This window comes from Bacillus sp. MYb56, assembly GCF_002976445.1.
Classification (GTDB): domain Bacteria; phylum Bacillota; class Bacilli; order Bacillales; family Bacillaceae_G; genus Bacillus_A; species Bacillus_A mycoides.
This window is the reverse complement of record NZ_PCOH01000002.1, coordinates 299,665-313,421: the sequence shown is the minus strand read 5'-3', so window position 1 is coordinate 313,421 and position 13,757 is coordinate 299,665. Positions and strand designations below refer to the sequence as shown.

The window sequence follows — 13,757 nt, the reverse complement described above, 5'->3', positions numbered from 1 at the left end:
CTAAATCATTTGAGGTGATACTTAAATATGAAAAAACTATTGTATGTTTTAAGTGTATTTATTTTGTGCGTATCTATACAGCATGTGGTACATTCTCAGTCAAATGCACCAAGGTTATCTTCAGATTGTCTGGAAGAAAGTAAAATTCGTGATGAAAAGTATGTGAAAAACATTATGAATGACATTATATCTACATTTGATTTAAAGATTGATGAAAATAGTTTTTTGGAAGTTAGTAAAAGAGACCTAGAGGCTGCGCATTTGATGTATGGCGGAAGGGAAAATGATTCTTATTATAATTCGCTAACTAAAGTTTATGATAGTGGTGGATATAGGGGAGAGCCTAGATTATTTGTGAAGGCGCAAGAAGCATTTTTACTTTATAAAGAAATAGACGATACTAATGTAATGAAACGCCTAAACCTTGAAAAAGGGGAATGGATTGTTACCGAAACGAAAAAGAAGCAAGGGAAAATCGTGGAATACAGACCATAACAATGTGAAAAAGATTATCTGAAAAAGAGAAATGAATACCATAATATAAAATGATGTAACGAAAATCTTGAATGGGAAAGTTTTCGTAAATAAATGTAAATTAATCGGTAGAAATCACTAGTAAGTTCGCCATAAAAAAACGTCATTTTCATCATTGAAAATGACGTTTTTTTTATTATTAAAGCCTTTGCATCGCACTCTCAATCCTCTTTGCTAAATCAGCTGACACTTCATGGAAATACCCTAAAACTACCTTTCTTATATCATTGGAGATAACTTTCAAATCACTAGCTAAGTTTTCGGCAAGATGTTCTTTTTCGATTTGTGATAACTTCGCATAATATTCACCAGGCTGCCCAAAGTCGTCTTTCTTAGTTATAGAAGCTCTTTCAAGTTTTCCTTCAACGTATCTTCCGTCACCGCTAGTTGCTTGATTAGCAGGTGTCCAATCTTGCTGTTGGTTGATCGCTATTTTACGAAATTCAGGTCCAATTCTTCTTCTTTGAGAATCACTATAAATGTTAGCACGACCTTGTAGCATTTTATCATCTGATAGTTCTGCACCGTCTAGTAAATTAGAAGGGGAGAAAGCGACTTTTTCTACTTGTTCTTTATAGTTTTCAGGATTTTTATTTAATACCATTTTGCCTACTGGTATAAGAGGATACTCCTTTTCATCCCATACTTTTGTATCATCTAAAGGGTCATAAGAAAGGTGTGTTTCATCTTTAGGATCCATGAGCTGGACATATAAACCATATTCCACTGCTTTACCAGCCTCAATTGTATCGTATAAATCTTTCCCGCTATAATCAGGATTTTCGGCGGCCAGTTTATTTGCTTCCTCACTAGTAATGAATTGTACACCTTCAAATGGATACCAATGATACTTTACATACTTTCGATAACCTTGAGCATTTCTCCAAACATATGTATTTACACTATGTCCTGGGATGTGGCGAAGACTTTTTGCCGTACCAGCATCAGAGTATAAACGGACAACAAAGTGAATGGATTCGGGTGCTCTAGCAACAAAATCCCAAAATCTATCAGGGTCTATTAAGTTATTTTTAGGTGAAGGCAATAACGCATTAATAGTTTCAGGGAAACGCATCGGATCACGAACAGAAAAGACAGGAAGGTGATTACATAAAAGATCAAATAGGCCTTCTTTTGTATAAAATTTTGTAGCAAAACCTCGTACATTTCTAGAAGTATCAGGTGTTCCTTTCGTACTAACAGCTAATGAAAATCGAACCATAACAGGAATTTTCTCATTAGAATTTTGTAAAAAGCTTAGTTTTGTATGTTCAGACATCGGATATATCGTTTGAAAATAACCGAATGCACCAAATCCTTTTGCATGAACAGGTCTTTCTAAAATTTTTTCGTGAATAAATTCTTGTAACGCCTCGTGCAGTACATTATCTTGCTTTAAAATAGGTCCACGTGAACCAACTGTTTGAGATTGAAGTATAGCTTGTTCATTACGTTCTCCATTTTCATTAAAGCCTTTCCCTAGTAAAGATTGTCCCTGTTTATCATAGTTTTCAGACATCGATATAGCCTCCAAATCTTTTTTTTCCATTGTTACTAAATATGATTTTATAGCCTTGATTATGTATGACACGCAAAGTTCAAAATAGTAACAGACCGCTAGATGAAAAAAACGTGTATGTAGTGGACCTGTTGAAATAGAAGAAATTATGGAAAAATGAATATCGGGAAGAAAATTACTATTAAAATTACAATCTTAAAAATGAATTTATACATGACTTTATAGAGAATGAACATAAATAAACAGGGAAAATAACTAGGAGGAATTTAAAATGTCGGATTGGTTTCAATTAGATAAAGAATATATGATGCCTACGTATTGTCGTACGAAGGTTGCAATAGAAAGAGGAGAAGGGTGCAAGCTTTATGATGTGGATGGTAAAGAGTATGTAGATTTATTTTCTGGTGTCGGAGTGAACGTATTAGGGTATAATCACCCGAAAATCGTGCAAACGACAATGGAACAAGTTACGAAATCTCTGCATCTTCCGTTTCATTTTTTAAACCCAGTTGCGATTGAGTATGCAAAGAAATTAGTTGATTGCTCTTTAAAAAATGGAAAAGTCTTTTTTACAAACTCTGGTACGGAAGCGACAGAAACAACGTTGAAATTAATTGATAAATATAGAGCGAATACGCATGAGGAACGTGAAGGAATCGTAGTGCTGAAGAATAGCTTCCACGGGCGTACGTTAGGGGCACTTCATTTTACGAGACAAGAAAGTGTATATCAAAATTTCCCTAAAACATCGATTCCAGTATATGAAGTAGAGCGCGAGAATATAGAGCAATTAGAAGAAACAATTGTTAAAGAAAATCCAATTGCGATTATGCTAGAGCCTGTATTAGGTAGCGGGGGGATATACCCTTTATCGGGTGAATATTTACATGGTGTTCAAAATTTATGTGATAAATATAATGTCATTCTTATCGTTGATGAAGTTCAAAGTGGTATGGGCAGAACTGGTAAACTATTTGCTTATCAAAATTTCAATATTACACCGGATATTATTCAAATTGGTAAGGGAGCAGGAGGCGGGATACCGCTTGGCGGAATTATTGTAGGTGAAAAGTTATGTGATGTATTTGCACCAGGAGATCACGGCACAACGTTTGCTCATTCTTCAATGGGAACGGCTTTAGGGTTAACGGTTTTAAATACATTGATTGACGATGGTTTAATGCAAGAAGCGTATGAAACATCACACTATCTAAATGATAAATTGCAAGAAATTCAGAAAGAAAATTCTTATTATATTCAGGAAGTACGTCATGCTGGAATGATGTTTGGAATTAGTTTGAATGATAAGAATGAAAATGTTAAGAAATTACAGGTGGAGCTAATGGAGAAAGGAATGTTAGTTGATGTTACACAAGGGAACATCATCCGTTTACTTCCTCCATATATAATTACTAAAGAAGAAATTGATGCATTTATTTATGAGTTTATCTCCTGTATTCATAGCTTATCAGCTATAGCGAGTGTTTAAAAAACTTTATAAAAAAGCACCTTATTTTTAATTCAAATAGGAAGAAAATAGGGGTGAAAAAAATAAATTTACATATTAAAATAAAAAGCTGAAAAAGGTACTCGTATAGCGCCTTCTTCAGCTTTTTAAAATAGTAAATTACTTAATCTAGGAAGCATCTCGTTGGACAAATAATTAATTATGTGAAACAATAATAACAGATAAGGAGACGTTGCTTTTCCTTAAGTGCTTCGTATTGAATTTATTCTAGTAAGAGAAGGTGTGCTTAAAGAAGTTAAATTAAATAAGGGGCTGTTTTACTATATGCAACAAAATAATGATTTAAATTTTGAACCTCAAGACGTTAATATTGTCAATTCTAAACAAGCGAAAAAAGCAGTTATTGCTACTGGCATTGGGAATGCAATGGAGTGGTTTGACTTTGGATTATACGCGTATTTAGCGGTAATATTAAGTCAATTATTCTTCTCAGGTGTGGATAATAGTGGTTTGCAACTTGTACTAACATTTGGTACATTTGCGGCGGCCTTTCTCGTTCGACCAATCGGAGGTATTTTCTTTGGTAGAATAGGAGATAAATACGGCCGAAAGATTGTTTTAAGTACAACTATTATTTTAATGGCACTTTCTACATTATTCATCGCATTACTACCAACCTATGAACAAATTGGTGTATGGGCACCAATACTACTTTTAATTGCTCGAATGATTCAAGGCTTCTCTACAGGCGGCGAATATTCAGGAGCAATGGTTTATATCGCAGAATCTTCTCCAGATAAAAAGCGTGGTATACTCGGTAGTGGTCTTGAAATTGGAACACTCTCAGGTTACATTGCTGCCTCGGTAATTGTTACCATTTTGACGTTATTATTAACAGATGAGCAAATGCTCAGCTGGGGATGGCGTATTCCTTTCTTAATTGCTGCACCAATTGGTTTGGTCGGTTTATATTTACGACGTCATTTAGATGAATCTCCAATCTTTCAAGAGATGGAAAAAGCACAAGAGGAATCTGAAGACAACGAACAATTTTCATTTATGGATATATTAAAATATCACAAAAAAGACTTCTTATTAAGCACAGTAATTGTTGCCTTCTTTAACATTACAAACTATATGATCCTTTCGTATATTCCTTCTTATTTAACACAAGTACTAAAAGTCAAAGAAACAACGGGCTTATTAATTATTTCAATTACGATGGCACTTATGATTCCACTGGCACTTTATTTCGGTAAATTAAGTGATAAAGTAGGTAATAAACGAGTAGTACAAATTGGCTTACTTGGTTTAGCATTATGTTCAATTCCAGCATTTTTATTAATTGGTAACGGACATATTGTAGCCATGTTTGCGGGTATTTTCATTTTAGGTTTCTTCCTTAGTGTATATGAAGGAACATTGCCTTCGTTATTACCAGCACTCTTTTTCACCGATGTACGTTATCGTGCGCTTTCTATCTCCTTTAATATTTCTGTATCTATATTCGGTGGTACAACACCGCTCGTATGTTCATACTTAGTTCATGCTACTGGTAATCCACTGGCACCAGCATTTTATTTAACAGGTGTAAGTGTAATTGGATTAATTGTGTTTAGTGTACTGTTTGTCACAACCTCAGGACGTGCACTAAAAGGTTCTTATCCTACTGTAGAATCGAAAAAAGAAGCACATCAAATTGCTAAAGAGGATCCTGAAGAAACACTTTGGTGGCATGAAGAATCTTTAGAAATTGAAGCAGGAAAAAAAGCATAATTTGTGAAAAGCAACGTGGACTTTTACACAAAAAGACTCCTAGTTTAATAGGAGTCTTTTTGTATACATCATTTTCTCTTCTTCTTCAAACTCTTCTGATACGCATAAAGCTTATGAACCTCTTCCTTAAATTCATGCAGAAGTACAGTGTTTTCACCATTTGAATAACGCACTGCATTATACGCGTCTATAATAATATGACTCTGAATATTTACCTCTTCTTCATCATTAATTCTCTCTAGCCAAGCTTCAACAGTTTCTCCTCGTTCTCGGTTTAAAGGAGGAGATAGCTTACTCTCGAGTTTGAAAATTTCTTTTCGAATTTCGTTATGTGGTGGTTTATTTCGTTTGAAGCGTTTTTGGTTAATGCCTTCTTTATCAGTAATGATTGTAGATTCAAAGACAGGCATATTTGGTAAACTTAAATGTTTTCGTTTTTTTACTATTTTCCAAACGACGTAAATAGCGATGGCTGTACAGGCTATTATTGTAATGCTATTTATGAGAGTTGGATCAAAAGGACGCTGCCCCAATTCCTCTTTAATTTGAGGATCTTTTAAATTTCCTTTATTCGACCAAAAGTCGTCTGTATCTTTTAATGCAGCTGCCGAGAACAATGGATTTAAAGCATAACCAAATCCTAAGGCAACTACTTGTATGATATAAGAAAAAAGAAGCCGAATATAAGGAAATATCGGAATAAGTAAAGCGCTAATTATTCCAATCGTAATAATAGAAGTGAAACGCAATAGCTGTTGATTACGATTGGAACCTGTTAACCAAAATGTAATCATAATGTGTAAAGTTAATAGTAACAATTTCCACAATGGTGGAAAGGGGGCATAAAATATAGCTGAAACGACAAACCATACAATACCGCCTAACGATTTTTGTACTGGATATCCCGGTCCAACAGAGTGTACGATAAAGAAAAACAGTGGTAATAATATTGTGCCTAAAATAGAGAAAGGTAGAAATAAAGAACAACCGATTATTTGAATAACTAACAGTAGTACAAAACCTGTTGTTTTTTTCTTCATAAATTTATGAATAAGAAATACTCCTACATAACCGGTCACTAAAAATATAGCAATACCAATGAGTTCATCTCTTTCCGTTAATAATGAAAGAAGGAGGAGCAGAATAAAGTCATTAACGTGATAGAGCCAAGTTTTCAAGCTTTTCCACCATCCCTTCATTATTAATGAGGAACGTAGGCTGAGATAGAAGAGGGAGCTCCTTTTTCTGCAAACCAATGTATATCATTGTAGATGAGCGTTCCCTTTTTCTCGTTACATAATGAAGAAATCCTTGTTTCGGAAGTAACGTACTATCATCTGAAATACGCGCTAATTCCTCTAAAGCCTTCCCGTAATGTGTTTGTCCTTCGTTTAATGGTAAATGTAATGCACCAGTTTCTGCTAAAACACTAATAAATAACTCAAACGGAATTTGATGCTGCGTTGCGTATTGGCAAATGTATGTTGTAAAAGAAATAAGGTCTTCTACATTTTCTTTCCAACCAAACCCACGATCAGCAGCTAAAGAAAGACAAATTGTCCAACTATAATTTTTTACAGGTTCATATTGCTTCGCTTGTAACGCCTGCATTTTAGCAGATGCTTTCCAATGAATAGAGCGGAAAGATTCACGTTCATATCGTTTAACACCGATAATGGATGTTTCATCATTGTAAAAAGAGAAATTCGTTCGATACGAACCTGTTAATAGTTGCTGAAGTTCTTGTAAACCGGCTATCTCTTTAGGAGAAGGGTACACAATAATTTCAGTCTTTAACTTATCGAAAACAGGTAAATGTACAGTCAAAAGATGAAAAGGATCTTTTAAAACACATTCAAATTGTTCAATTTGAAAGACACCACGCTTCGTTGCGGTTAATGTTAAATCCCATTTTTGTGCCGAATGAGCAGGTTGTGAAAATGGGAAAGAAAATAACGTTTTTGATATTTGTTCAATCCCTTGATCTTTATGCGGTATAAGGGAAGAATCTAAATGAAAATAACAAACACCATTAACGAGTGGTATATTTGCCCCATTTTTTAAATGAATAAAAAACTGTCCAGATTCATCAGGGAAAAGCCGAGTTGTTTGTTTCTCGTTTATTACTTGAACCTTTTTCTCTATGTAAGCGACATATTTATAAATAAAAATCGCAAATAAATAGTAGAAGAAAAAGAGAAACATAATAATTCGTTGCGGCAGAAAAAACGTAAATAGTATAGCGCCTGGCACAGTTAATTGAATAATATGGAGCTGAAAAAATAAAGGTACAGTTACAACGCGCTGTCCATTCATGCTTGTTCAATCTCCACAGGTACGTCTACTTCTTTTAAAATCCTTTGCATTAATTCATTTTTTGTCGTACGTAAAGCTCCTTCCATTGACAAGACGATACGGTGATTCCAAACAGAAGGAACTAAAAATTGTATATCTTCAGGCGTGCAATATTCTCTCCCGCGTAAAAAGGCTAATGCTTGAACGGCACGTACTAAAGCTAATGTAGCACGCGGGCTTACACCGTTAGCAATGTAATCATGATTTCTTGTAGCGTGAGCAAGCTTAATAATGTAATGTTCTAATGGTTCTGATACGAAAATTTCTTTCACTTGTTTCTGTGCTTCTAAAATGTCTTCTAAAGAAATGACAGATGTGACGCTTTCTAACGGTGCATTGTTACGAAAACGGCGCATCATTTTTAATTCATCTTCAGGAGACGGATAACCAATTGAAATCGTCATTAAAAAGCGATCAAGTTGTGCATCTGGAAGAGGGAAAGTTCCTTGTGATTCAATCGGGTTTTGCGTCGCAATAACAAAGAACGGTTTCGGAAGAGGAGTAGACTGCTTTTCAAGCGTTACTTGTCGTTCTTCCATCGCTTCTAACAAACTAGATTGTGTTCTCGGCATCGCACGGTTAATTTCATCCGCAAGTAATATGTTTGTCACGACTGGTCCAAGTCTTAACTCGAATTCACTAGTTTTTGGATTGAAATATTCAATACCTGTTACATCACTCGGAAGTACATCAGGGGTAAATTGAACGCGAGAAAAATTACCACCAATGCTTTTAGAAATTGTTTTTGCTAGTAATGTTTTTCCAGTACCAGGTACGTCTTCAAGCAGTACATGTCCATCAGCAAGCAGTGAAACGAGGAGTAAATCAATTACATTTTCCTTACCGACAAAAACAGATCCTATGTTTTCTTTCAATTTAGTTATCATATGTATCATTCCTTTCAAAATAAAAGCGGATATTTCTATATTTTAACAAATTATTCAGAAAATTGATATGATTTTTTAATTCAAAGAAATGGATATTTAATTTTAATATTACACTTGCATATTTTGGAATATGATTATACAATATCGTTATACGATGTATCGCTAGTCGATATATCACGAAGCGATGTATCGGAGGTAGTTATAATGAATGGGAAAACGCAAAAATACATTCCATTAACTGAGGCGACATATTACATATTGTTGTCACTTGTAAAGCCAATGCATGGTTATGGAATTATGCAAATGGTAGAAGAGATGACAAATGGGGAAGTAAAGCTCGGTCCTGGTACTTTATATGGGAATACTACGAAGTTATTAAAAGAGAAATTGATTGTTGAAGTTGCCTCTACAGACAGAAAGAAGTGCTATGAGTTAACACCGTTTGGGAGAGAAGTGTTAGAGCTAGAGTATAACAGACTGCAGAGATCTGTAAGAAATGGAAGCAGTATATTAGGGGAGTGAATGGAAGATGGAGACAAAGAAGGTACTCAAATTTTTCGCGGCATGGAGTTTAGAGAAAGAGGAAGCTTTTTTAAGAAAAATGCATCAACAAGGCTGGGCACTACAAAAATACAATGTGATGTATACGTTTAAGAAAACGGAGCCGAAAGATGTAATATATAAAGCGGATTTTAGATTGGATTATAAAGATTCAAAAGAAAAACAAAAAGAATATATTGAACTATATGAAATGTGTGGCTGGAAACATGTAACGAGTTTTACAAAATGGAATTATTTTTGTAAGGAAGTAGAAGAGGAAAATGAGTTGCCGGATATATATTCAGAAAAGGAGACGAGGATACAAAAACTAAAGGAGTTATCACTATTCTTTGTTATTATGTTAGCAACTATATTACCATCAATGTATAACGTATTTTTAAGTCCGATAGAATCAAGAGTGCCTATTTGGGCGAAAGTTATGGTGGGGGTTGTTAGTTGTATGTGGATGTATCTCTTTATAAGGCTCTCTTGGAAAATTAAGAAATTGAAAAGCGAAATATTATAATAAAGATTGGATTTTAAAAGAAGATGATTTCGTAGATATTATATACGGGAATCATCTTCTTTCATTTCTATGTAATTTTATTTTGTTCACTCTTTTTTACATAATAAAAGACTGTATATTTAAGGCATAGAACTAACGGTTACAAAGATAATACTAGTAATAATACCTAAAAAAGTCATAAATGATGAAGAAACGATTAATAATAATGAACTACTGATTAATACTATTTTATTAGAGTTTTGATGTTTAAAGTGGTAATAAAGTAAAAAGCCGCAAACAGTAGAAACAATCCAAATAGCTAGACCGTAAGGAGTTGTTATCTTCTTCCAATCGAAAATCCAAAAGTAGAGTATGATCATGTGGCAAACTAATCTCTTATGTAAATATTACCAGAAGAGTATGGAGAATACGTTTTGTACTACCTCATTAAAAGGAAAAATCCCTTAAAGAAAAATCTATTTCTATAAGGGATAGTAATGATTTTATGAGAAAGACTGATTTTGCGCAGGTTTTATAAATTGCTCTGGGTTTTCAACAAGCCCGCATACAGCACATTGGACGCGGTAAGTAGGTCCTTGATAAGCCATATGAAAAGCGTTCATCGTTTCATTCGTGTATTCTTCTTCTACATGACCAGTTTGTGGATTTAATTTTACTGGTTTTACTTGTTGCTCGAGAATATTAAAGCGAGTTCGGTTCGTTTTACAACTTGGACAAAGCATTGGTTCCATATGTATACACCTCCATTTGTAGCATTTCTTAAGCGGTATGATTTTATGCAAGTAAAAAAACTTTCTCAATATAAATAGGTGTTTATTATATTTAAAATTCAGAAAAAATAAAATATAATAAATGTAAGAACTGGTTATGTCCAAACCAAATCTCCTGTTTTATGCCAATAAGCTGGGGGGCCGAGAAATCGGCCTCATTTTTTTGTGCTCATCTCAATAAGTTACAAGGTTTTTAAAAACATTTGTCGAATTTTTAGAGGTGAAGGTTAAGGGGGAATAATTATGAACTTAAAAATGAAATACATTATTTTATATGTAGAAAAGTTTGAGCAATGTCTTCAGTTTTATAAAGAAATTTTAAGATTGCCAATAAGAGCAGAGCACGGTACATATATTGAATTTGAAACAGGAGCAACAATTTTAGCGATGAATACACGAGAGGATGTTAAGGAGTTAACGGGACTACCTCTTACAGAAGGTGTACTACAATCTTCTCATTTTGAGTTAGGGTTTGTTGTAGATGATGTTAAGGAAACGATTGAGAAATTAAAAGAACAAGGGGTTAAAGTTCTAGTTGAGCCAATCATAAAACCGTGGGGACAAACAATTGCGTACATTGCCGATCCAGACGGTAATTATATTGAAATTTGTAGTTCATTAGAATAGAAGGAGAAAAAGAGGATGGGGTTTCCAAAATTAGAAACAGAACGTTTACTATTAAGAGAACTTACACTATTAGATGCAGAAGCGATGTTCCATTATTTTTCAAAAGAATCCGTTATTCGTTATTTCGGAATGGACTCTTTCGAAAATATTGAGCAAGCGAAAACGACTATTCAAACGTTTAGAAAGCGTAATGAAGAGGGAAGCGTATTTCGCTGGGGAATAGAGAAGAAAGGCACGGATCAATTAATTGGTACGTGTGGGTTTCATTTAATTAACAAGCATCATAAACGAGCTGAAATTGGTTATGAGCTAGATGATACATATTGGGGACAAGGATACGCAACCGAAGCACTGCAAGCAATGCTAGCTTACGGATTTGAAACGTTGCATTTTATAAGAATTGCAGCTGTCGTATATATAGAAAATGAAGCTTCCCGTAATTTATTAAAAAAATCCGGATTTCAAGAAGAAGGATTACTTCGAAAATATATGATTCAAAATGATGTTTCTCATGACACGGTCGTTTATTCATTATTAAAAGAAGATTGGCAAAAGTAATGAGCACAAATGAGATAATGAAGGTTATTAAGGACCATAAAGATGAGCGATTTATATTAGGTATAGACGGACTAAGTCGTTCGGGTAAAACAAAGTTGGTTAAAAAATTAGAAGAAAATATGAAACGAAATGGAATCCCGTTTCATATTTTTCATATTGATGATCACATAACCGAGCGTAACAAGCGATATAATACTGGATTTGCAGAATGGTATGAGTACTATAACCTTCAATGGGATATCGATTGCTTGCAGCAAAACTTATTTCAAAAGTTACAAAGTGACATGCAATTAGAGTTGCCATACTATCATGATGAAACAGACTCATGTGAAATGAAAGAAATACAGCTTCCTTTAGTAGGTGTAATAATTGTAGAAGGAGTTTTTCTTCAACGAAAAGAATGGAGAGATTTCTTTCATTATATGGTGTATTTGGATTGTTCAAGAGAGACAAGGTTTCTACGTGAAAGTCCGGAAACGCAGAAGAACCTTCCAAAGTTTCAAAGTAGGTATTGGAAGGCTGAGGAGTATTATTTGGAAGTGGAATTGCCGAGGGAGAGAGCGGATTTAGTAATTACAAAATGAAGCTAAGTATCAAGAAATGCATGAAAAATTTGATAGCAAGATGAAAACCGCATTATCAGAGGGGAAAATGAAAGATCTTACGCCTGTAATGTTAAGCGATAATAAAGTTGTTTAAAAAATAATAAAATCCTTTAAAAAATAATAAAGTTCTTTAATTCTTATAGAACTAACCATGCAGGTTAGCTCTATAAAAAAAATTCAATTTATTACAAAGTGTAGAAAAGCATAATTTTTCAAAGGCAAAGCAAGAATGGGTATATTATGGAATGGTAGACAATAAGTTAACTGTCATCTATGTTGCCATGAAAGAGTTTAAATGGCATGAACTACAATTTGTAGGGCAGTTTATGAGTTCACAACAAAGAGAACGCTATAATAGCATATTAAAATAAAAGAGGGGTAGAACATGCCATTCCATATAGGTAGTGCAAGAGCAGGTTTTACTAAGGTAAGTGGTACTAGGGGTAGGTGAATTCTATAAGTATTTAGGATATAGAGAAAACGGTAAAGATGTAATGGAACGACACGAAGCTTATGTTGAGGATATTCATGTAGAAACTGTAACGAAATACGGTAAAGTATACTGGAATACGATTGATAGTGAACTAGAATATGCAAAAAAAAAGATTAGTGAACTAGGATATACAGAAAAGGAAACTCTTAGAGATGTATTACTTAGGGCAGATAGATGTTTGAGAGACTATGGTTACGCTATAAAATAGTAGACTTTAGGAGAAATAAATCTATTTAAAGGGGTATCAAGGATGGGGAAATTCAAGAAAGACCAAAAAGTAGTTGCACTTACATTTGAGGGGTTAACGCCATGTACCATTGTAAAAGTTGGTTGGATTTTTATTACGGTACAGGTAGAGGAAACAAAACATCTGTATTCGATTACAAAAGGTAAGATAGTTCCTTTAGAAGAAGACAAATACTACTTATTAGAAGAGTGTATAAATGAAGAAGGTAACTTTGAAATAGGCGATGTGTTTGGTATTATTGATTCATCGAACTTAGAAAGTGTAAAGAAAGAATTTGCTAACAACGGTGAATTCGAGAAGAAAGATGGGCAATATTATACAAGACTTAAAACAGGTAGTGAGTTACTGAAACAATACTTCAACTAATATCTCACAAAGGGGTATGCAATATGATTGAGATGAAACAGGTAAAAGTAGGGAGAGACCAAAAGGAGTCTCTTTTTGTTTTAAATGGTGAAGGTGACATTATATTAAGTACAGAGAAAAGGTCCATCTTAAACAGTTGGTGTAATCTATTAGGGATAGAGATACCGACTAATGTAAAAATAACAGAAGTAGACAATGTACATATAACTACATATCAAGTAGAGAAGACTGTCATGTGTAAGGAATTTATAGATAAGAAAGAAGTACCTTTAGGGGTATCTCCTTGTCTAACCTTTGTACCTATGAAAGACTGTGATGAATACATGGAAGTAATTGCTTACGTACATATTGACGAGAAAGTCACAACAATCTATATACCGCATGAAACTTCAAATGTATTTGTAGAGTTGTATACAGGAGAAGTAGACACTAGTGTAAAGTTACCATTTTTAAATTATAATTTCTAATTTCTAATAGGAGGGTAGG

Annotated in this window: 17 protein-coding genes and 1 pseudogene; 12 read left to right on the top strand and 6 right to left on the bottom strand. The window is 34.0% G+C overall.

The features are described from left to right. The first annotated feature begins 27 nt into the window (after nucleotides 1-27). A complete protein-coding gene (locus CQ058_RS04145) occupies nucleotides 28-495 on the top strand; it encodes a hypothetical protein (protein WP_002190023.1) in 468 nt (155 codons plus the stop codon). 178 nt (nucleotides 496-673) lie between these two features. On the opposite strand, the gene CQ058_RS04140 is transcribed toward CQ058_RS04145, so the two are convergent. Then, nucleotides 674-2,053 (bottom strand): catalase, encoded by a 1,380-nt coding sequence (locus CQ058_RS04140; protein WP_105589481.1) that lies wholly within the window; start codon nucleotides 2,051-2,053, stop codon nucleotides 674-676. A gap of 271 nt (nucleotides 2,054-2,324) precedes the next feature. Here CQ058_RS04140 and CQ058_RS04135 point away from each other — a divergent pair, with 271 nt between their 5' ends. Together CQ058_RS04135 and CQ058_RS04130 are read left to right on the top strand one after the other, a co-directional pair. Then, a complete protein-coding gene (locus tag CQ058_RS04135) occupies nucleotides 2,325-3,542 on the top strand; it encodes an aspartate aminotransferase family protein (RefSeq protein WP_002190021.1) in 1,218 nt (405 codons plus the stop codon). A gap of 303 nt (nucleotides 3,543-3,845) precedes the next feature. After that, nucleotides 3,846-5,297, top strand: coding sequence for an MFS transporter (locus CQ058_RS04130; protein WP_012261183.1), 1,452 nt, complete (start codon nucleotides 3,846-3,848; stop codon nucleotides 5,295-5,297). A gap of 68 nt (nucleotides 5,298-5,365) precedes the next feature. Here CQ058_RS04130 and CQ058_RS04125 read toward each other — a convergent pair whose 3' ends face one another. Genes CQ058_RS04125 through CQ058_RS04115 form a run of 3 tightly spaced genes read right to left on the bottom strand, consistent with a single transcriptional unit; the run spans nucleotide 5,366 to nucleotide 8,539 of the window. Continuing rightward, nucleotides 5,366-6,475, bottom strand: coding sequence for a DUF4018 domain-containing protein (locus CQ058_RS04125; protein WP_002190019.1), 1,110 nt, complete (start codon nucleotides 6,473-6,475; stop codon nucleotides 5,366-5,368). Continuing rightward, nucleotides 6,450-7,613 carry a DUF58 domain-containing protein gene (locus tag CQ058_RS04120; protein WP_105589479.1) on the bottom strand — a complete coding sequence of 388 codons (1,164 nt, stop codon included), beginning with the start codon at nucleotides 7,611-7,613 and terminating at the stop codon, nucleotides 6,450-6,452. The genes CQ058_RS04125 and CQ058_RS04120 overlap by 26 nt, the downstream gene beginning before the upstream one ends. After that, nucleotides 7,610-8,539 carry an AAA family ATPase gene (locus tag CQ058_RS04115; protein WP_002032896.1) on the bottom strand — a complete coding sequence of 310 codons (930 nt, stop codon included), beginning with the start codon at nucleotides 8,537-8,539 and terminating at the stop codon, nucleotides 7,610-7,612. The genes CQ058_RS04120 and CQ058_RS04115 overlap by 4 nt, the downstream gene beginning before the upstream one ends. A 204-nt stretch (nucleotides 8,540-8,743) precedes the next feature. On the opposite strand from CQ058_RS04115, the gene CQ058_RS04110 reads away from it, so the two are divergent. Both CQ058_RS04110 and CQ058_RS04105 read left to right on the top strand, forming a co-directional pair. Further along, a complete protein-coding gene (locus CQ058_RS04110; protein WP_002190018.1) occupies nucleotides 8,744-9,061 on the top strand; it encodes a PadR family transcriptional regulator in 318 nt (105 codons plus the stop codon). Nucleotides 9,062-9,068: 7 nt separating this feature from the next. Continuing rightward, nucleotides 9,069-9,605, top strand: coding sequence for a DUF2812 domain-containing protein (locus CQ058_RS04105; RefSeq protein ID WP_002032894.1), 537 nt, complete (start codon nucleotides 9,069-9,071; stop codon nucleotides 9,603-9,605). 119 nt (nucleotides 9,606-9,724) lie between these two features. Here the strand turns inward: CQ058_RS04105 and CQ058_RS04100 are convergent, their stop codons facing one another. Both CQ058_RS04100 and CQ058_RS04095 read right to left on the bottom strand, forming a co-directional pair. Further along, nucleotides 9,725-9,964, bottom strand: coding sequence for a hypothetical protein (locus tag CQ058_RS04100; RefSeq protein ID WP_080019321.1), 240 nt, complete (start codon nucleotides 9,962-9,964; stop codon nucleotides 9,725-9,727). A gap of 123 nt (nucleotides 9,965-10,087) precedes the next feature. Then, on the bottom strand, nucleotides 10,088-10,336 hold the full coding sequence (locus CQ058_RS04095; protein ID WP_002013535.1) for a hypothetical protein: 249 nt from the start codon (nucleotides 10,334-10,336) through the stop codon (nucleotides 10,088-10,090). A gap of 282 nt (nucleotides 10,337-10,618) precedes the next feature. Here CQ058_RS04095 and CQ058_RS04090 point away from each other — a divergent pair, with 282 nt between their 5' ends. The 7 genes and pseudogenes from CQ058_RS04090 to CQ058_RS04065 all read left to right on the top strand — a co-directional run bounded on the left by CQ058_RS04090 (nucleotide 10,619) and on the right by CQ058_RS04065 (nucleotide 13,738). Then, nucleotides 10,619-11,002, top strand: coding sequence for a VOC family protein (locus tag CQ058_RS04090; RefSeq protein WP_002190017.1), 384 nt, complete (start codon nucleotides 10,619-10,621; stop codon nucleotides 11,000-11,002). Between the two features lie 15 nt (nucleotides 11,003-11,017). Beyond that, on the top strand, nucleotides 11,018-11,560 hold the full coding sequence (locus CQ058_RS04085) for a GNAT family N-acetyltransferase (RefSeq protein WP_002190016.1): 543 nt from the start codon (nucleotides 11,018-11,020) through the stop codon (nucleotides 11,558-11,560). Beyond that, nucleotides 11,560-12,144 (top strand): kinase, encoded by a 585-nt coding sequence (locus CQ058_RS04080; RefSeq protein ID WP_002190015.1) that lies wholly within the window; start codon nucleotides 11,560-11,562, stop codon nucleotides 12,142-12,144. The genes CQ058_RS04085 and CQ058_RS04080 overlap by 1 nt, the downstream gene beginning before the upstream one ends. Continuing rightward, nucleotides 12,134-12,235 (top strand): annotated as a pseudogene (locus tag CQ058_RS33045) (DUF3887 domain-containing protein); the annotation flags it as partial. The gene CQ058_RS04080 and the pseudogene CQ058_RS33045, both read left to right, overlap by 11 nt. Before the next feature lie 361 nt (nucleotides 12,236-12,596). Next, nucleotides 12,597-12,866, top strand: a complete 270-nt coding sequence (locus CQ058_RS04075; protein WP_002192818.1) for a hypothetical protein — start codon at nucleotides 12,597-12,599, stop codon at nucleotides 12,864-12,866. A gap of 42 nt (nucleotides 12,867-12,908) precedes the next feature. After that, nucleotides 12,909-13,271: a hypothetical protein gene (locus CQ058_RS04070; RefSeq protein ID WP_002190013.1), complete on the top strand. Its 363-nt coding sequence runs from the start codon at nucleotides 12,909-12,911 to the stop codon at nucleotides 13,269-13,271. A gap of 23 nt (nucleotides 13,272-13,294) precedes the next feature. After that, a complete protein-coding gene (locus CQ058_RS04065; RefSeq protein WP_002032882.1) occupies nucleotides 13,295-13,738 on the top strand; it encodes a hypothetical protein in 444 nt (147 codons plus the stop codon). Nucleotides 13,739-13,757: the final 19 nt, after the last annotated feature.